Here is a 19,218-nt window from a genome sequence, read left to right as displayed (position 1 = left end):
TTCATAACTTCACGGCACGCAAAGGAACGTAAGGAACAGCAATGTACAAGGTTTTCGTAGTCGGTTGCGGCGGCAGTGGCGCCAAGACGATGTCCTACATGATGGATGAGCTCAAGGCGACACTGGAGAAGCAGGCGCCGCAGTGGTGGGCGAAGAACAAGCGCTTGCCGGATGCGTGGAAGTTCGTCTCCATCGACGCGCCGCTGGTGCCTGAGGTTGTGGAAAACTCCAAGCTGCCGAGCGTGACCGAGGCTGGCGGCGACTACGTGGCCTGTGGTTCCAATGCGGGTCTGCCAAGTGTGCGCCAGAACATTGCTGCCGCCGCAGCCAGCGAGGCGAAGCTGGGCACCTTGGCCAACTGGGCGCTGAAGGACCACACGCTGGATAACCTCAACGTTGCTCGTGGTGCCGGCCAGTACCGTGGCGTGGGCCGCATCTTGATCCTGAACCGCCTGAAGGAAGTGAACGCGCAGCTCAACCGTTCCTGGGCTGAGGTCATTAGTGCTGAGACCGACGCTGACCTTGCAGCAATCGCTGCTGAGACCGGCCAGAGCAAGGAGACGGACGGCCCGATCGTCTTCATCATCTCTTCCATGGCGGGTGGCTCGGGCGCCTCCATGGCTGTGGACGTGTGCCGCCTGGTCAGCGCGCTGCCGGGTATTGATAACGGCGGTGTTGGTTTGTACATGGTGACCCCGGACGTGTTCACCGGCGGTGCGGACGCACCGATGGACAAGATGGCTGGCACCAACCCGAACGCCCTGGCAATGTTCGCCGAGCTAGCCGCAGGCCAGGCCGGTGCTGGTTCCCAGACGGACGCAGCAACCTACCAGGCGCTTGGCCTGAACATTCCCGTCAACTCCTTGCCGGTGGGCCGTATCTTCCCGGTTGGCCGCACGGTTGGTACGGATGACCGCATCACGGAGATTGGCAACGGCACTCCGTCTGACATCTACCGTTCGCTGGGCCTGGGTCTGGCCTCCCTGTTTACGGACCACCAGGCAATGGCCAACTACGTTGCCCACATCATGAACAACCCGCAGTCCAAGCGCAGTCCGATGTACGGCTGGGGTGCGGTGGAGTACCCGTTCGTGCCGTGGAGTACGTTCGGCTACGGCCGCGTGGCAATGGGCCGTGAGCGCTACGCCGAGTATTCCGCGCAGCGCCTGGCACGCTGGGCGGTAGACCACATTACGTCCGGCCACTTTGACCGCCAGGAGATTGGCAAGGACGAAGCGCAGCAGCTGCGTGACCGTGTGGAGAGCAACTGGGCTGGCTTCCGCGACAATATGGGCACCGTGTTGCCGCTGGCAAGCGATCCGATGGAGTGGATTGGCCGCAACTTCGGCGGCGTGATCAATGATTGGGTTGCTGGCAAGGTCAGCGCGATTACCCAGTCCATCCCGAATGCCAACAAGCAGAAGGGCAACGAATGGCTGGCGGTTGTAGAGCGCGAGCTTGGCAACGCCTCTCAACGCATCAATGCAGAATTCACGCGTGACCAGCGCTCTGAGCGCCCGTTCTACGGCGCGCTTGTGGAGTGGGCTGGTCCGGAGGCGCTGCAGCGTCGTCTGCTGGACCAGTTGCGCCATGAGGTGGGCAAGCACGGTGCTGCCTACGCGCAGGAGCTGCTGCACCGCCTGCAGGGTGAGCTGAAGAACACCACCGTGCCCAAGCTTGAGCAGTACCAGGTACAGCCGTGGATTACGTTGGACGGCCGTCTGCGTGACCGCATCTCTGGTCTGGGCCGCATCCCGGACAGCACCGAGTACCTGCAGCTGATCCGTACCGCTATTGATCCTGCGCTTCGGCAGTTCGCTGTGGCGTTCATTGCAAGCCAGATTGCTGAGCTGCTGCGTTCCTTTGACAATGACTTCATCAAGGCACTGGACGCCGAGATCTCTCGCCAGCGCGATGAGCTGCGTTCCCAGCGCATGGTTACCTCTGACCCGGAGATGGGCATTTCTCGCTTGGAGACGATCTACCCGTCCCTGTGGCCTGCCGAGGGCGACGGTGCTGTGGATTCCCGCTTCGGCGCGCCTGCGACGGAGGCGTCTATTACGCCGATTGATGAGTTCAAGGATCGTTTCGAGGAGCACATCCAGAACGCTCGCCCGAACGGTGGGGATGACACTGTCTCCTTCGACACGGGGCTTGGCCAGGCTGGTCGCGCCGTTGTGTCTGGAGACTGGCACCAGGGTGCGGATCCGGACCCGGCGCCGCGCGACCTGCTGTCTGTTCGCGACGGCATGTGGTGGATCCCGCAGCAGCACACGGTGAACCCGCACACGGGTGAGCGCGTGGATTATCGCAAGCCGCGCTTTGACTTCAAGATTGGCTCCAAGGAAGTGCTGGAGCGTTCCCGCAAGTTCATCAACCGCACCGGCACCTCGTTCGCAACGTTCGTATCTGAGTCTTTGGCGGATTACGTGGATGCGGATGGCCACCCAGCACACGAGCGCGCACGTCGTGAGGACCTGCTTGAGCAGAAGTTCTCACTGGCCCTTGAGCTTGCGCTCCCGTTGGCCCAGGTGGACAAGGCGGTGCTGCAGGAGCTTCTGGGCACCTCTGTTGCCTATGACTTCGTGTTCACCACGATTCCGTTTAAGAACCACCCGTTGGAGCGTCGTATGAAAGACGCGTTGACGGCGTTCAAGGGTGGTGCGGCAAACATTGACAGCCACAAGTCCTTGGATGACGCGTTTGGTAATAACGGTGGCCTGCGCGAAATCAGCATCACCGGTTCTTTTGAAAAGTACCCGCCGGTGGTCTTCAGCTCTGTGCTGCCGCGCGCTGCTGCCCAGTGGGATGCGTACTCCACCCCGACGGATCGTGATGAGTTCTGGCGCATGCGCCGCGCACGTCCGCTGTCGGCAGCGCTGCCGATGAGTGACATTGAGCGCGGTGCGATGATCCGCGGCTACTTCGTGGGCAAGCTGACCGGCCGCATCTACCACTCGGAGGAGGTACGCGCGACGGCGGACAATGATCCGATCCAGATCTATGACGTGCGTACAAACAGCCAGACCCGCGATAAGTGGCTGACCATTGCCACCCCGCTTCTAACCCCGCCGCATGCGCTGGGTCACCGCCGCAACTACCTGCCGGCAATTCTGGAAAACGCCACCATGGCCTGGGCGAAGATTTCGCAGCCGCCAGTGATGGGCTCCATCCAGCCCTACTTGGCGTTGCGTGCGCTGTGGGATGAAGGTGACATGCCTACGCAGTGGCGTCCGCAAGCAGGCCTGTACGGGGATAACCAGATTGTGAACCACACCAGCGGCCAGGATGTGCTCCGCCACTGGCTGTGGAGCGGCCAGCGCCCGAATGGTGAGTTCTTGATGGTGGAGGGCACCGGCCCGAACGTCACCCCAGAGCAGCGCCTGGCTGCTGCGAAGGAGTGGCTGCAGAAGGAACGCGAGCTGGCTGTGGCGTACAGCCCGGCAAAGGCTGGCTCGGGCGATGGCTTCTTGGGCGGTCAGACCGAGAACCCCTACGGCGACATCCGTGACATGCAGATTGCGTACGCACTGCCGCTGTTTGCAGATCTCACGCCGGATTACATTGCGGCTATTGATGATCTGTTGGTGTCGCTGGACTGGGCGTTTAACTCCGGTGATCCGCGTGCAAGCCAGCAGTTCCAGCCGCAGCCGACGCAGCCTACGCCGCCGACCGGCCAGGCGTTTGACGGCGGCGGCGCAATGCCGCAGATGCCGGGTCTGGACTAAGTACTAGGCAGGAGAACAAGCAAACATCATGGCAAAAGCAATTAGTACTTTCCTGCACAAAGGGCCGTTTTCCCGGCGGCTTCGCCAGTGCATCGCTGACTTGGCCGCGCTTGGCTTGGTGGGCGAGAGCATCTGGATTGACGCAGAGGATCCCGCAACCGGCGTGCTCATCGGTAACGCTGATGAGGGCAAGCCGTTCTACGGAAGCCTCTCGCAGCTGTTGAACAAGGTCGGCGGCGTGCCGGTGCACGTGGTAACCCTCAACGTGTTGGGCCAAGACCAGGGTGTGGGCACGCTTGAGCAGCACCACATCTCTGACCTGCAGCAGCAGATCCGTAACACGGGCGTCAGCGAACTGCAGGGCGCGGATTCGGCGAATGTGATTGTTGCAGAGGTTGGCGCGCGCGTAAGCAAGCAACTGCCCACTATCGCTGGTTTCCGTAACCTCATGCTGGCTCCGGAGGAGTCTGAAAGCCCGGACATCCCGGCGTCAGAGATTTTCAAGGCGGACAACAGTGCGCCGGAGGATTTCGCACTGTCGGCGGCCTGCAAGCTGGCTGGTCTGTGTGGGTTGTGGAAGGGCGCGACCTCTATCCCGGTGGCGGATCAGGCGGCTGGTGATGGGTTGCGTTTGGTGCGTACCTACTACCGCCGTGTAGACGCCCAGGAGATCCAGGCCCAGCTCAAGGACCAGATTTTCAACGTGGCGCAGCTGCCGCAGGTGCGCACCACGCCGGCAGGCCAGCCGCTGCATGTGACAACGCTGCCGAATCTGGCAGGGATGAACCAACAGATTGCACAGCAGATCCTGCAAAACCACCGCGAGCAGATTGAGGCGCCGCGTACTGAGGCGTTGCGTGAGGCAACCGAGTACAAGAAGGCCACCGAGGTTGCCAAGGACGTGGGCAAGCTGTACCTGCGCAACCTGGTGCGTTGGCCTGTCATTGCGCTGCAGAACTTCACCGCAGACGTGCGCGACAAGGTGAACTCTGAGGCTCAGAAGCTGCTGGGTGCGGATTCCCGCGTGCGCGTCGGTGGCCCGGAGACCATGCCGGCCACCCCGCCGGTGGGCAAGGAGACGGTGCAGGGAGCTTCTGCTTTCCGACGCGATTTGTACCGCCCCCTTTGGGACGAGTACATCGACACCTCTTTGGCGTTGGCTGATGCTGATCTGCGCAGCTTTAATGATGACGGCAAGCAGGTCCCGCCGTACCTGAAGGCGTCCAATCAGGCGTTGAACACGGCGCGTTCGGCCCAAGACATCATCCCGGGCCCGAGTGCTGCGTTTACGGCAAATGACCTGCCGGCTGGCTTGCGTGGTCAGGCAAGTGAGCTGCCGCTGCAGCCCTATGACATTAAGGGCATCCGCGGTTTTGAAGAGAAGCTGCGTACCTCCGAGTTCCGTGGCGCGCACGATGGCGTGCAGCGTTTCCAGGCGTGGAAGCGCAAGAACTCCCAGTCTTTAGCGTCGCGTGTAGGCGAGCAGCTGGTGATTACAGAAGACCAGCTGTGGAATGACTACGCGGTGGCACGTGATCGTTACTACGAGCTGGAGGGTCGCGAAAGCCGCATCACCAACACCAGCGGTGGTGCAAGCTGGTGGCGCTGGCTGGGGTACGTGGTGTTCTGGTCTGGTGCGATCTTCGCGTTGGCGTGGGGCATTGGCAACTGGTGGCCTGATGCCGCCAACCCGATGGTGCCGCGCTGGTTGTTCGCACAGAACTTGAATGAGGCGCCGACCAAGGTCAAGGCCTGGATGTTTGGCCTCTGGTTTGTGCTGTGGCTGGTGTGCTGGCTTATCCAGGTGTGGCTGGAAACGCTGGCGATTTTCCGCACGGTGAACGCGCGTGCACAGATCCGCTCTGAGCGTGAGGCTGCGAAGACCAACATGGATGCCGCAGAGCGCGCATACGTGCAGATCCAGCACGGCTACCTGCAGTTCTTGTCTATCTCGAAGATCTACGGATCCCTGCTTGAGCGTCCGTTTGGCACCATTGCGTCGGTGAAGACGAAGTCGCCGGTGCCGATGAACCAGATGCCGGCGTCTGTACGCATCACTGAGGCAGTGCCGGATTCGGCGGCGATTGAGCGTTTTGTTGCTTCGGTGCGTGAAGAGTACTACCGCCAGGGCTGGCTGGAAGAGCGCGTGGATGCTGGTTTGAAGCGTGCGTTTGACATGGTCAACGCAAGCTACGGCGACCAGGGTGGTGACAGGCATTCCTTCCTCATGTCTCAGGGCGAGGATTCCCAGGAGCTTCTTGACTTGTTGGCGAAGGCCATGACGTCTCCGGAGTTTGTGGATGCAGACCGCACGGGTGAGAAGTGGGAGAAGGTTGTTCAGCGTCTTGAGCGCAACGACAACGGCGTGCGCGATGCGTTGCTGAGCAAGCAGCAGATGTACCGCGCTGGTTCCTTGGCCGCCGCGCGTGAGATGCCCGCACTGGCAAACGTGAAGGATGCTGGCACGTTCAACGGCACTTTTGTTACGTCCACTGGTTGGGCGGGCGGCAATGCGAATGTGATTGATACGTCGCAGACGCAGCACAGCATCTCTCGCCAGACTGGTGATCAGGTCGGTGTGGCGGAGCTGCTGGTGCAGTTCGGTCACCCGGGGGATCGCTCCTCCTTCGTGTTCGCTGGTGATGAGGCAGACGCTATGCGTGGTAACGGCACGCCGGCGCCGTCGCCAAGCGATGGACTGAAACTTCCGGGATTGGATTAAGACATGAATGAAGAGTTGTTGGCGCTTAACGCCTGGCGTGAGCAGGCACTGAGCCGCGGCATTGATAAGCAGTTGCTGCCCTCGGCGTTTGAGCTGGGTACCTTCCTTCGTGCCAAGAATGATCCTGAAAAGTGGCAGGACAAGCCCACGCTTGCCATGTGGGGCGATTCCTTGACCAAGCTGTTGCAAGCGGTTGCCACCGGCAATTTTGTGAAGGGTACGCCGCTGCCGGACCTGTTTTTCAAGCAGGCGACACAGGCCCAACCCGCACAGCCTGCGCCGGAACCTGTACAGCCTGAACCGCAGCCGGAGCCCGCACAACCGAAGCCAGAACCGAAACCGCAACCGGCTCGCCAAGAGCAGCCGAAGCCCCTGAACCTGCGGGCTGAAGACTTCGCGGAGCGTGACGTGTGGACCCACCCGGAGCCACTGCGCGTGGAGGGCGGCGAGGTCATGGTTCGCGCGCGCGGCGATGAGGAAGGCACGCTCGAGGTGTCATGGGTGGCGCCGGAAAGCGGTGCGAAGGTTCGCATCTTCCGTCTCCTCAGCCGTGATTCGATCATGAATGACAATGAGCTGGAGCCGAACTTCGGTCTGCTGCGCACCATTACCGCTGGCCGTTTGTGGACGGATGAGGCCGACATGGACCGCGCGATCCGCTCGTATCACGTGTGGCTCAACGAGGGCGATAGTGAGATTGAGGCGCTTCGTGCAGAGCCAAAGCTGGTGGGTGTGGGCGTGTACGTCCAGCCGGTGCATGACCTGCATGTGACGTTTGAAGACGGCCGCATTTACGGCAGCTACGCCGAAATCGACGGCACGGAAAGCGTGGAGATCTTCCTGCTAGATAACGTCCACGGGCGCGTGCAGCAGTTTGAGAATGAGAACAACCTGCGCGGCTTCCAACTGACACCGAAGTCCACCGGCCGTGCGTACGTGTTCCAGGCGCGCAGAAAAGTTGGCGTGCACATGTCTGCCTATTCGGATGAGCAGGCAGTGGACGTGCCGGCGGAGCTGACACAGATCACGCCACAGATTTCGCTCGACGGGGACCGTTTCACGCTGTCCTGGGATCGCCCAGGCGCTGGTGAGGTGCGCATTTACCGTTCTGCTGAGCCGGTGGCCGATGGTGCGGCGGGCCAGCTTGTGGATGCTGACAACCTCGGCGAGTACGGATTGCAGGTCGGGGACTGGTCTAACAGGCTGGAACCGCGCGACGCTACGGAGTTTGCCACGGACTGGAAGAGCGACGCCTACTCCATGTACATCACGGCGGTAAACGTGGTGGAAAACCAGGCGATGATTGGCACCACGGCATCGTGGGTACGCTGCGGTGAGGCGCATGACGTACGGATCTTTGAGCGTGTGGACGAGCAGTTGATCACGTTTGCCTGGCCGGAGCATGCAGCCGGCGTGGAGTTTTTCACCGCGGATATCTACAACACGGACAACCTGGATTTCAGTGACCCGGACGCTATCCAGAACAACCCTTCTGTGCAGCACTTGGGGCGTATCAGTGAGAACCAGTACCGCCGCCGCGGCGGGTACCAGGTGAACCTGCAGGTTCCGTCGTTGCTGATTTTGATGCCGTACCGTTCGCACCAAGGCAAGACTGTGCCGGGTAAGCCGACGGTGTTGAACTACCCGGGCCTGCTCAAGATGAGCTATGAGATTGTCAACGAGGCTCCGGCGGGCGCACCTGCGCAACTGTCGGTGCGTATTCACGCAAATGACCGGGCGGATACCTTTGGGCAGAGCTTCGTGCTCATGGCGCAGGAAGGCACGCTGCCGATTGACCCGACGCGTGAAGAGTTGCAGTTGAATGTGTGGCGTAGGGCGGCATCGTTTGGTGCGCCTTCGGCGGAGCGTCAATACGCAGAGAAGATCTTTGATATCCGCGAACCGTTCACGCGCGACCGCCTGAGTGGCCAGGAGATGCCGGGTGAGTCTTTCGCTATTGACATGAACCAGCTGTACGGGCGCCGCAACATCTTCTTGCGCCTGTTCCTCTACACCCCATCTGGTGGCTACCAGCGGGTCTATGAGCAGCAGTCTGTGGGTCAGGGCGAGCACCCGCAACCGGTGCCGGTGCTCTTGGACCCGCCACTAAACCAGCTGTACTACACCGAGGAAGCACCAACACAGCAATATCAGCAGTCAGAACCGCAACCGGAGCCGGAACAGAAGGAATCCGGTGGACGTTTCAGCCTGTTTAGGAGGAAGCGCTAATGGTGGAACAGCAAACACAACAGCGCACCCGCTGGTCGCAGCTCACGTACGCATCGTTCGGCCCGGGCATGGGCGACGGCTGGGGTTTCGGCCCAAGCCGCAACGTGCACCCAAAGGATGAGGAGTTTGTGAACCACTTCGTACGCGGTTCACTCAAGCCTGTGCAGGAGGTCAGCGACTTCCTCACCAGCGAAGAGGTAGACCAGTTGCCGATTCGTATGGAGTACATTCCGTGGTACGAGCGTGCCGTGTTTTTGCACACGCGTCCTGCCGGCAAAGATTCCTCCGGCCGCCAGGGCAACACGTTTACCCACATCTACGTGGATCACGCGGCGCAGGTGGAGAACTCGACATTGATCTACCCGATCCAGGCGTATCACTCGCCGGATTTCCGGATGCCGTTCCTGTCCAAGCGTGTAGACGGCGTGGAGCTGAGCGAGGACAACAACGGCCCAGACGCCGGCCCACACTTTGACATTGACTTGGCGTGGGAGATCATCCGCTCCATGTTCATGGGCATTGACCGCACCAATGTGGTGTGGAAGGTGCTCGACACGCTGGAAGCGGGCGAGAAGCTACCGGTGTTGGTGGTGAACAACTCCATGGACGCGCAGACGTGGCTGACGGTGATTAGCTCGTTGATGTCCAGGAAAGAGGCGCGTGAGCTGTTCCGGTTCTCCACGTTTGAGCGCGCCGCCACGCTGCAGGTGGATCGCTACAGCCAGTTCCGCGGGCGCGCCGTTGTGGCAATCCCGGTGGAGGATGCGGAGGCTGCAGCGCGTATGGATGGCGTAGAGGTGATCAATACGAAGGATGCTGGTGAGGGCTATGGGGTGGGTGGCACGTGGGCGTCGGCAAGCAAAAATGCCCTTGAGCACTACCCGAGCCACGGTGAGCTCATCGCGGCGCTGGATGCGCAACCCCCACTCAACCCCGACAGGCCGCGGCTGGGCGACGCTATGCGGCAGCTGAATCTTTAACCCGAAGGACGAAACATGGAACACCTACAGCAAGGCGCGGAAGCGTTCGTGCACGGCAACGGCTTCAGCGCGCAGATTAAAGTACACATCACCCCACCTGCGGAGTTTGCCTACGAGATTGAGGGCGTGGAGCAGCACGTTATGCGTGCACAGACGGTCTACGCGCGTGGGTTTAATGGCCCGGGGCAGCTGACCATCCGACCGGTGGCAACCATGCAGTTTGTCACTGACGCGCAGGCGCACATCGTGGTCGAGCTCAAGCCGGAGACCGGCCATGCGGAGACGGTGGAGCTGCAGCGCTTCAAAATCGCAGGGCTCAGCGAGTTCACCCCGCTGCACTTCACCCCGCAACCCGGCGGCCTGCTGCTGAAGTCAGGCCAGGTGGAGCAGCTCGCATCCGAGCAAAGCCGCGTGTACAGCGAAATTATCCGCGAGATCACCCCCGAAGAGGAGCTTTCGCTTGACGACGCTTCACGTGCCACCAACGAACCCCGCTCCGTGTTGGTGTACGTGGATCAGTCTTCATCGATGGAAAACGCGAGCCGCCCGGAGCAGATCCGTGCGGTAGCGAAGTTCCTCGCGGAATTTTTGAGCAAGCTGGAGATCGAGCTGTCCGTGGCGGGGTCTTCGCTGGCGCAGCAGCCGAAGCGCGTGAGCTCCTCCTCGGCAGCGCAGGAGGCCATCCTTGCGCTGACGCCGCGTTCTGAGGTGGGCTGGCCGCGCTCCCTCAACGCAGCGCTGAAGGATTATGACCGTGTTGTGGTGATCTCTGATGGCATCCCGGCGGAGGTGGAAAACCCGCGCGTGACCTTGGTCAACCTGGATCATTTGCCGCAGCGTTTCGACGGCATCGAGGTCGGCCCCAGAATCGTCGAGGCCGTAGAAAACGACAACCACACCTACCTGCGCAACCTCTCTGAGTACCTGCGCGACAGGCTCTACCTCGCTGGTGTTGACGCTTCGGGGGCTGCGCGATGACCCAGGCGTTTACCATCCCCACCCGCTGCCCGTACTGTTTTGAGTACCTTGACCCGGCGACGTTGCAGCACACCACGCCTGAAGGGCAGTCTCGGAACTGCGCCCGCAAGGAGTTGCCATATGGCTGGCAGGGCGCAGGTGTGATCACCGTTGCCATGGCGGGTGCGCGTGCCTCCGGCAAGAGCGTATACCTAGCGGTGATGATTGAGCTGCTGAGCCAGTTCACCAATGAGGTCAAGGGAAACTGGCGCCCGGCTACCTCGGATACGGAAGCGATCTATGAGGAGCACTTCCGCACCCGACTGTTTGAAGAAGGCAAGGCGCTCGAGTCCACTCGCCGTATTGGGGATAACGCCACGTACACGCGTGAGCCGTTGATCTTTTCCATGGATCGCCCGCTGCTTATGGGGCAGCGAAGCCAGCAGGAGATCTTCCTGGTTTTCCGCGACATTGCTGGTGAGGATCTGCAGGACAATGACATCGCTGCTGTGAAGGATGAGCTTGCTTTCTTGAGCAACGCGGACCTGGTGGTGTTCCTCTTTGACCCGTTGGCGGATGAAGACATTCGCCTGGCGCTGGCGGGTCTGCCGGGCATGACCCAGCCGGAGGACGGTGCACGTACGGACCCGGCGATGGTGCTTCGCAACGTGCTTGCGATCATTGAAGCTAATCGACGCCCCGAGCAAGCACCCCCACGCATCGCCGTCACCATGTCCAAGTTCGACGTGTTGCAGAAACTCGCCGAGACCCAGGGCGAACCCCGCAATATGGACGTGATCATGCGTAACCGTGGTGCCGCGTTCAACCGTGAAGGTGCTGGCGTGAACCGCCCATGGGACCAAAACGACAACGACCTGTTGCACCAAGAGATCCGCAGCATGCTGGTCACCTTGGACGCCCGTGGTCTGTTTAACCAGCTGGAAAGCTGGCTGCGCCAGGGCAACCCGGAGGACTTCTACCGTTGCTTTGCGGTGTCTGCCTTGGGCTTCCAAACCCGCGACGATGAAGTAGATTCCAGCGGCATCGCCCCATTCCGTTGCCTCGACCCGATTCGCTCCCTGCTTGCCGCGTACGGCATTGACGTTCCCCGCGTGTAAGGCACGAAAGGACCAACCATGACTAACAACCCAGCCAACGGCTACCCGGCGTCCGGCTACCCAGCCCCTGGATTCCAAGGCGGCCCTGCCACCATGACTTCGCAGCAGCTTGCGCAGGAAGACCAGGTACACAACGAGAAGCAAGCCCAAGGCGAGCGCAAGCGTGCCGCAATGTGGGTGAAGGCAACCTCCGCGCTGGCGGTGATTGCCGCGATTGTGTACGCGGCGATCAAGCTGTGGACGTTTGTGCCGTGGGTTGTAGACGGCATCAACGAGGTCGGCTCCCAGGCTGACCAGACAGCCACCCCGGTAGTGACTGAGCCCACCCAGTAGCTCTAGCCAATAACGCTAGAACCAGTTCCAGTACAGGTACGTCCCCAGCAGCTGGGCAAGCCCCGGCACTGGGGTGGAAAAGTCCGGCTCCGCGTAGGAGCGCTGGCTAAGTTGGTGGATCTGGATGTCAGCCACGTCCGCGACGAGTTCTTCGGGGACGTTCATGCCGGCGACGTAGGTGGAGCCGCGGGTGTCTGTACGCACGGCAACGCTCAGCGGCACAATGCTGTCAGGCAACTGGTGGTAATACGTCAACACGCGCAGGTCATCGTGCCATTCGGCGGTGATCGTTTTGCCTGCTGCAGCGCCGAGGTTGCCTTGGTTGGCGCAGGACTGGATCATCGTGATCATTTCTTGGTCGTAGTCTTGGGCGGCATTTCTGGCGTCGTTTACCTCGATGGTGATGTACGGCTTGAGGTCTTCGGGTGCTTCAGGAGCGACGACAAAATCCTGCGGTAGGTCCGTAAACGCGACGGTGGACCTGGCGGTGGTGTCAGCCGCAGTAAAGAAGTAGGGCGCGTTGCTCAAGCACTGGGTGTCATAAATATCGCTGGGGATGCGCGCCTCAAAGTCAACGTAGCCACCGGCATCGCCGTGGCGCATGGTGTGGCGGATGGAATCGTGTGCGTACTCGCCAGTGAGGTCCTTCGAGGTAAGCAACGCCGCGTCTAAGGAGGCGTGCTCGCCCGTGCCTTGTTTCCACGGCAACTCCCACGCGGGTGCCATCTGGATGATCAGGACTACAGCCACAACCAGCGCAATCACCGCTTGGACAAGTTTTGCAACAAATGACATGACCTAAAACTCCTGCCCGTAGCCCTGACCTACTTGGTCATTCCCAGCTTGATCATTTCGTTGCGGTCTTCCGTGCTCATCTGCAGACGCACCGTACCGTCTGTGTCCACCGCAGCGTAGCCATCCACCATGCCATCAATCCCGCGCGACTGAGGAACCATGCGCCGCCCGCCCACGTACAAGCCGGCGTGTGGCGCCTCAAGCCCGTCTGATTGCAAAATGGCCAGGGCCGCGTTGCGCACCCCTTCCCACTTGCGAGCCAACGCCAAACGCTGCCTATTAAAGCCCATGCTCGCCGCGGCAAAGTAGATGACTATGAGGTCGATCGCGGTGAAGAAGTAGCCGTCTGCAAGCGTGGAGAACAGCCCACCGGTCAGCGCTAACATGCCGAGGAACCAGCTGCGTTTGCGAAGCGCACCAATCAGCCAGGCCAGTCCGACACCCACAATCAGCCCGGGGATCAGGCGGTATTCCGGATAGATCGGCCACGGCCAGTGAATCGCCATGTACTGATCCAACAACACCGACGGGATGATCAGCACCAGCGCAAGCCCAAGCGTGCTTTGCATCGACGGCGGCAGGAAACCCAGAGGGCGCTTGAGCCCGATATCGCCAAGCGGCGGCATCTGTTTGTCAATCAGCGGCTCGATGCGCTCCGGGACACGCCCCATGCGCGCAATCTCGTCATCCAAGGGGGCTAGCCGCGGGTCGTCGTGCGCGAACTTGCGTACGGTAACAATCTTGGCTTTGGCACGCTCAACGTCACCCTCACGCAGCGCCGCACGCGTGTTGTCCACCGCCTGCGAAACCAGGTTCACGCGTGCCTGCAGATCAGTCAGAATGTCCGCACCAATGCCGGATTTCGGGGTGCCGTGCCCGGCCCGTTTGAGCTCTTCAAGCTTATCGACGGCCTCCGTCAACCTCCCCTTCTCCATCAATCCTTGGAGCACCGTGAAGTACATCCGGTCGTAGGCTTCAGCGTCTTCGCGAGGATCAGGTTCTGGCGCTGCTTCTGGCTCTGGCGCTGGGCGGGCCTCGCCGGTGAACAGCGCGATGTCATCGGCCGCCAGGCCGAAGGACGCAAAGCGAGCCGCAACGTCCTGGGGGAGTGCGAACCGGGTGCGAATCGTGTTCCAGATGTCCAGGTGGAAGGCGATGATCGCGTTGTGCAGCTTGGCGTCATCCGTTGCGTGCGTGCGCAGCTTTGATGCCGCGGTCTTCTCCCGTTGTGTACCGGCGCTGCGCGTGAAGTAATCAATCGCCGCGTCAAGGTCTAAAGCCGTAACCTGGCGCTTCGCCTGGATAAAGTACGGCGGGGTCAGGCTGTACTCGCTGGTAGGCGCACCATCCGCGTAGTTTTCGGGCCACACTGCCTGCATGATGCCAAAGGGGAACACGCTTTCAATTTCCGACTGCAGCGGCGCCGGCAACGGGTCAATCACCCGCACGCCCTGGCCACCCAGCTCGTGGATGATCTGGCCCATGGCGGATACCGGAAGCCCGGCCGCCTCACGCATCGCATTGACGTGCTCCGATGTAGCGAACTTCAGGGAGCCAAACATGTGCGCAAGCTTCCCACTGAACTCGCTGACCTGCTGCCCAAGCGCGGCGTTGTGCAGCTGCTCAAGTTGCGCCCATGTCGCCGCGTCGCTCAAGTCCACAGCAGGGGAGCCCGCAGCCAACTGACGCAGGCCCGCAACCACAAGCCCTGCGGGCTCACGGAACTTGCTGCTTGGAGACATCGCGTGCCTCCCCAACTCCTCCACCACCTCCGCATACCGCGAAGACACATCAGCGTCCCCAGAACCAGCACCATCCAGCTGGAAGAGACGCGCAGGCTCCAACGCAGCAACGTCCTCCAGCGTTTTCGCTGTGGCCCACTGGGCGGGGTAGGGGGTTTCGTTGAGGTATTTCTTCAACGCGACGTCGTCAAGCATCAGCCCTTTGCTCCTATTCCGAGCGGATCATCCCGGTAACCATGTTCTTGTACTGGTCCACGCGCTCGTCCGAAAGGGCCGAGATCTGCGCAGTCAGCTCAACGCTTTGGCCAGTGGTCGGCTCGCTGCCCTCAAGGGACACGATGCCGTCATTGGTCACCTTCATAATCATGTAGACCGGCGAGCCCTTCGGCAGGTTCGGCAGGTTCTGCAGCACCGCACCGTTCTCACCCGAGATCAGCTTGTTGGCGTCCATGTCCTGGGACACCACCTCGCCCGCCTGCTCATAAATATCAAAGCGGATGCGGGTGGTGTTGTCGTTGGACGCAAAACCCTGCGCCGTAGCCTCGGCGGGAAGCTCCGCGCCGGCCTCAAGCACGTGCATGACGTACGGCAGCTGACGTTCCGGATCCCAGAACTTCACACCCACCGCCTTCGGCAGGACGTTCTTGATCTCCATGCTGCGCGCACCCGTTGGCGTTGCCACCGTGATCATGGAACCGCCGGTTTGCGCAGAGGTGTCGTTCGGGTTGACGTTAATGCCACCACCAGCCGCATCCACAAGGCCCTGCGCGTAGATTGCGGCGCCCTTGGCCACGGCCAGGTCGAACTCGGTTGGAGTCAGCTCCCAACCGAAGCGGGACTCCAGTGCCTGAGAAACCATCGGCATACGCGAGGAACCACCAACCAGAAGGTAGCGGTCAATCTGCAGGTTCGGGCGCTTCTTCTTTGCGGACTCAATGGCGCGCTCCACCACACGCAGCGTCTGATCCACCAGGTACTGCGTTGCAGACTCAAAGTCTTCCCGTGTGATCTCCACGTTGGCTTTCACACGGTTTTGGTAGTTGCACAGAATCTTCGCGGACTTACGCCGCGTCAGGGCAATTTTTGCCTGCTCAACGCCACTCTTCAGGTTCTGGACAAAGTCCTCGTCGTAGGTTGGGTCCTCTTCCAAACCACTGGTTACAACGAAGTTCATCACGGCTAGGTTGTAGAGTTCCTCGTCCCAGTCCGCGCCGCCGAGCTGGCGGTCACCGTCAACAGCAAGGACTTCGATGCCGTCCTCGTTCATCTCCATGATGGTGGTATCGAAGGTGCCGCCACCCAAGTCATAGACCAAAAGCGTCTGGTTGTCGCCGTGGCGGGTACCCGAGGAAAGCGCCGCGGCAACCGGCTCGGTGATGATGTCCAACACGTTCAAACCGGCGATCTCACCGGCCTGCTTGGTGGCGGTGCGCGCCTCCACGCCGAAGTACGCCGGCACCGTAATCACCACGCCGTCCGCCTTCTCACCCGTGAAGTCCTCTGCGGTCTCCACCAAGTAGGAAAGGATCAGTGCGGAGATGGACTCGGGGGAGTGCACCACGTCATGGATCTTCACGTCATAGTTATCCCCCATTTGACGCTTGATCAGCTGCACGGTTTCATCGGGGCGCAGCTCAATCTCGTTTTTTGCCTCACGGCCGACAACAAAATTCGATGCGTCATCAAACAGCACCACGGACGGGGTGGTCTGGTCGCCCTCGAAGTTCTGGATCACCTGCGGGGTTCCCAACTCATCAATATGCGCAATCGCAGAGTAGGTAGTACCCAGGTCGATGCCGTAAACCTTCACTTCGTCTCAGTCCTTACTTGTCTGTTTGGGGGCTTTTGCTTGCCGACGCCACATAGCGGTACACCGCCACCTGCGCCGGAATCGCCGTGTTCTGTGCACCCGGGTGACCAAACCCAGGCGCAAGCACGCAGTGGATCGTGTCATTCAGACTAGCGTCTGACGTTTCCACCCTACGGACCGTCTTGTGCAGCTTCCGATCAAACGCATCACCAGGCTTCGCCTTGACGTCCGCAAACCCCAGCACACGCAGCAAATCCTGCAGCTGCTGCTCGAAGTATTCGTACATATCGCGCGTCTGCTGCTGCGCCTGCTCGGCCGTCAGGTCGCTCAAGTCCTGCTGCAAACCGTCCTCGGTGTGCTTGAGCAGGTCCACAACCACCTTCGCGGCGGGTGCGAGCGTTTTGGAGATGATGTCCATGCGCGCGGTCTCGAGGGCGCGGATGGCGGTGTCGCGTGGATCGTCGTCAAGCAGGGGCTCTGTGGTGCCCTCATCCAGCTTTGCGGTGACATACTCGCTGAGCTGGCGGAACTCCGTGAGCATCGAGGTTTCCAGGGTGCGCATGTTCGCGCGCATGTTGTCCACCTGGTTGTTCAGCTTGTCCAGCAGCGTGCGCGCGGACACCTCATCCGGCAGCTGTTGTGGTTGTTGTTGCTGCTGCGGCCTGGGTGGGGGTGTGTTTACGTGCAGATCGCCGTCGCGGAAACCTCGTGTCACTGCTCCAACTCCTTCTGAGCGATCCAGGTGTTACGGCCAGCGAACTGGCCGCCGTGCGCCATCTGCGCAAGCGTGAGTGGGGAGATCTCACTGCTGGTCACGCCGTTATCCGTAACCAAGTAGAGGCCCTCGCCGGTACCCCGACGTGTCGGTTTCAGCGGCGGCACAATGCGCTCAGATCCCAAGTACAGCCCGGCGACGGGCGCGCCCATGCCAGTGCGCTTCAGCTCCAGATCCGCCGCCTGAATCAGCTTGTTAAAGGCGTCAGCCGCCTTTTGTTTCTTGCGGTTTTCAAAAATTGTGCGCGAGGCAAACTGGGTTGCGCCCACCGCAATCGCACCGAACAGGCCCGAGGTAAAAAGCGCCAAGACCGCCGGGCCAAGCAACACGGCCCAGCCGACGCAGCCATCTGCGTCAACGTACTCCTCAAGGAACACGGCGGCGATGGCCAGCACCACAATGCCAATGATGGCCGTTGCCGGGTTCGGGTCCCACGCCGCGATATCTAGGAGTGCCGCGGGAATGCCCAGCACCAGCGGGGTGATCCACGGGTTAGAGAACTTCGGCGGCAAGAAACCCAACGCCTTGTTCTGGCCTTCGTCTGCAACCGGCTGGAAGTGGGTGCTTAACACCTGGTCAACAAAAACCGGGTCGTGCTCCATCTCAGCAACCTGAGTCGCAAGCTCACCAACCGCACGCGAGTCCACGCAGTACTCAGCGATGGCGTCCAATTCCGTACGAGCCGCAATCGGATTACGAGCCTGAATCGCCTGCTCCAGCGAGGACGTATCCCGATCCAACTGCCTTGCCCTGGAGTTAATGCTTTCAACAATGTCCGCACCAACTGAGGAGCGCGGCTTCTCACCAGAGGCAAGCATCTGATCAAGCTGGTACTTCGCCTGCGCCAGACGTCCGTCATCCATCACGCGCTGCAGGGAGCCGAACGCTTCCTTGTCCAGCTCGCGCGCACGTTCTTCAGAGACCTCCGGGTCAGCCCACTCCGCAGTCAGCTTGCTCACGCCGCCAAACGCGGCCTCCAGCTTGTCCACCTCGGCGCTGTCCACACCCAGGCCGCGAAGGGTTTCGGCAGCTTGGGAAACGGTAGCGCCACGGTCCTGCTCATCTTCAAACACCTGCAGGTAGTAGCTGGCAAGCCAGTTGCGCAGCTGCTCATCGCTCTTGATCTGGGAGGTCAGGCGGGAAGCCAGCAGTTTCTGCTGACCATACTTTTGCGGGTTGCGGGTGAAGTACTCAAGTGCCGCGTCCAAATCCGCCTTGGTTACAGGAACAGAGGTGCCGGACACCTTCTGCTCCAGCAGTGAGATGGTTGCGTCTGCGTCCTCATCAAACGCACGCGGGTGGATTGCATGCGCAAAGCCCTGCGGGAACGTGCGGGCAATCTGGCTAAACAGCATCGCCGGGATATCGTCCACCACCGTGATGGAACGATTCGCCATCAAGGGCTTGAGCAGGCCAAGCGCGGTGTTCTCCGGCAGGCCGCGGTAACGAATCGGGCGTGCTGCCTCTTTACGGCTAATCAGTGGGAAGTCGCTGAAACGCTCCTCCAGCTCATCAGCCGCGGCGTATGTGCCCGTGTTGATGTTTTCCAACCAAGCCGTGTGCGCAAGCTTGTACAGCTGCGGGTTATCAAGCGTCCACGCGGAGTTCGCGTTTGCAAGCGCCTTCAGTCCTGCCGTGACTTTCTGCGCCGCAGCACGTTGACGTCCCGTGCCAGAAGCCAGGCGGTCCAGCTCCGCCTGCACTTCCTGGCCGCGGTCAGCCACGAGCTCCTCGTTGTCACCCTGCGGGTCTACCTGCAGCAGCCCGAACAGGTTTACAGCAGGAAGCGCTCCGGTGGCCGCGCTTTCTGCAGCAGCACCGGATGTACCCTGCACGGCGCTTGCGAGTGAGTCCCAGTCAGCAGCAGAGGTCCCGCCCAAATAGGCGTTGAGAGCGGTTTTGTTGAACTCTGCTGGACGTTCCTCGAACTCAGATGTTGTCATCGCGCGAATCTCCTCGAGTGACACGGCTTAAAACTTAGGCACAAAAACACATGCAGTATATACGCCGTGCACACACCCCCGCCGGG

12 protein-coding genes are annotated in these 19,218 nt (G+C 61.0%); 7 read left to right on the top strand and 5 right to left on the bottom strand.

The genetic code is table 11. The features are described from left to right. Nucleotides 1-41: 41 nt before the first annotated feature. From I6I71_RS01705 to I6I71_RS01675, 7 genes are read left to right on the top strand one after another with little or no spacing between them, the layout of a single operon-like run. Entirely contained in the window at nt 42-3,728 is a 3,687-nt protein-coding gene (locus I6I71_RS01705) for a tubulin-like doman-containing protein (RefSeq protein WP_201821810.1), read from the top strand. 28 nt (nt 3,729-3,756) lie between these two features. Further along, nucleotides 3,757-6,450, top strand: a complete 2,694-nt coding sequence (locus I6I71_RS01700) for a hypothetical protein (protein WP_201821809.1) — start codon at nt 3,757-3,759, stop codon at nt 6,448-6,450. A 3-nt stretch (nt 6,451-6,453) separates the two neighbouring features. After that, nucleotides 6,454-8,679: a hypothetical protein gene (locus I6I71_RS01695; RefSeq protein ID WP_201821807.1), complete on the top strand. Its 2,226-nt coding sequence runs from the start codon at nt 6,454-6,456 to the stop codon at nt 8,677-8,679. Next, on the top strand, nt 8,679-9,659 hold the full coding sequence (locus I6I71_RS01690; RefSeq protein ID WP_201821805.1) for a GAP1-N2 domain-containing protein: 981 nt from the start codon (nt 8,679-8,681) through the stop codon (nt 9,657-9,659). Before I6I71_RS01695 ends, I6I71_RS01690 begins: the two co-directional genes overlap by 1 nt. Before the next feature lie 15 nt (nt 9,660-9,674). After that, nucleotides 9,675-10,637: a hypothetical protein gene (locus tag I6I71_RS01685; protein WP_201821803.1), complete on the top strand. Its 963-nt coding sequence runs from the start codon at nt 9,675-9,677 to the stop codon at nt 10,635-10,637. Next, nucleotides 10,634-11,734: a TRAFAC clade GTPase domain-containing protein gene (locus I6I71_RS01680; RefSeq protein WP_052205940.1), complete on the top strand. Its 1,101-nt coding sequence runs from the start codon at nt 10,634-10,636 to the stop codon at nt 11,732-11,734. The genes I6I71_RS01685 and I6I71_RS01680 overlap by 4 nt, the downstream gene beginning before the upstream one ends. An 18-nt stretch (nt 11,735-11,752) precedes the next feature. Further along, nucleotides 11,753-12,067, top strand: coding sequence for a hypothetical protein (locus I6I71_RS01675; RefSeq protein WP_201821801.1), 315 nt, complete (start codon nt 11,753-11,755; stop codon nt 12,065-12,067). A gap of 15 nt (nt 12,068-12,082) precedes the next feature. Here the strand turns inward: I6I71_RS01675 and I6I71_RS01670 are convergent, their stop codons facing one another. Genes I6I71_RS01670 through I6I71_RS01650 form a run of 5 tightly spaced genes read right to left on the bottom strand, consistent with a single transcriptional unit; the run spans nt 12,083 to nt 19,132 of the window. Further along, nucleotides 12,083-12,862 (bottom strand): hypothetical protein, encoded by a 780-nt coding sequence (locus I6I71_RS01670; protein WP_201821799.1) that lies wholly within the window; start codon nt 12,860-12,862, stop codon nt 12,083-12,085. A gap of 29 nt (nt 12,863-12,891) precedes the next feature. Continuing rightward, nucleotides 12,892-14,799: a hypothetical protein gene (locus I6I71_RS01665; protein WP_201821797.1), complete on the bottom strand. Its 1,908-nt coding sequence runs from the start codon at nt 14,797-14,799 to the stop codon at nt 12,892-12,894. Nucleotides 14,800-14,812: 13 nt separating this feature from the next. Then, entirely contained in the window at nt 14,813-16,414 is a 1,602-nt protein-coding gene (locus I6I71_RS01660; protein WP_201821795.1) for an Hsp70 family protein, read from the bottom strand. 13 nt (nt 16,415-16,427) lie between these two features. After that, on the bottom strand, nt 16,428-17,129 hold the full coding sequence (grpE, locus tag I6I71_RS01655; RefSeq protein WP_201821793.1) for a nucleotide exchange factor GrpE: 702 nt from the start codon (nt 17,127-17,129) through the stop codon (nt 16,428-16,430). Then, nucleotides 17,126-19,132 carry a hypothetical protein gene (locus I6I71_RS01650; RefSeq protein WP_201821791.1) on the bottom strand — a complete coding sequence of 669 codons (2,007 nt, stop codon included), beginning with the start codon at nt 19,130-19,132 and terminating at the stop codon, nt 17,126-17,128. Before I6I71_RS01650 ends, grpE begins: the two co-directional genes overlap by 4 nt. Between the last annotated feature and the right edge of the window lie 86 nt (nt 19,133-19,218).

The sequence above is a fragment of the Corynebacterium riegelii genome (assembly GCF_016728505.1).
Taxonomy (GTDB): domain Bacteria; phylum Actinomycetota; class Actinomycetes; order Mycobacteriales; family Mycobacteriaceae; genus Corynebacterium; species Corynebacterium riegelii.
Note: the sequence above shows the minus strand (reverse complement) of the source record. Positions and strands in the feature narration are given on the sequence as shown.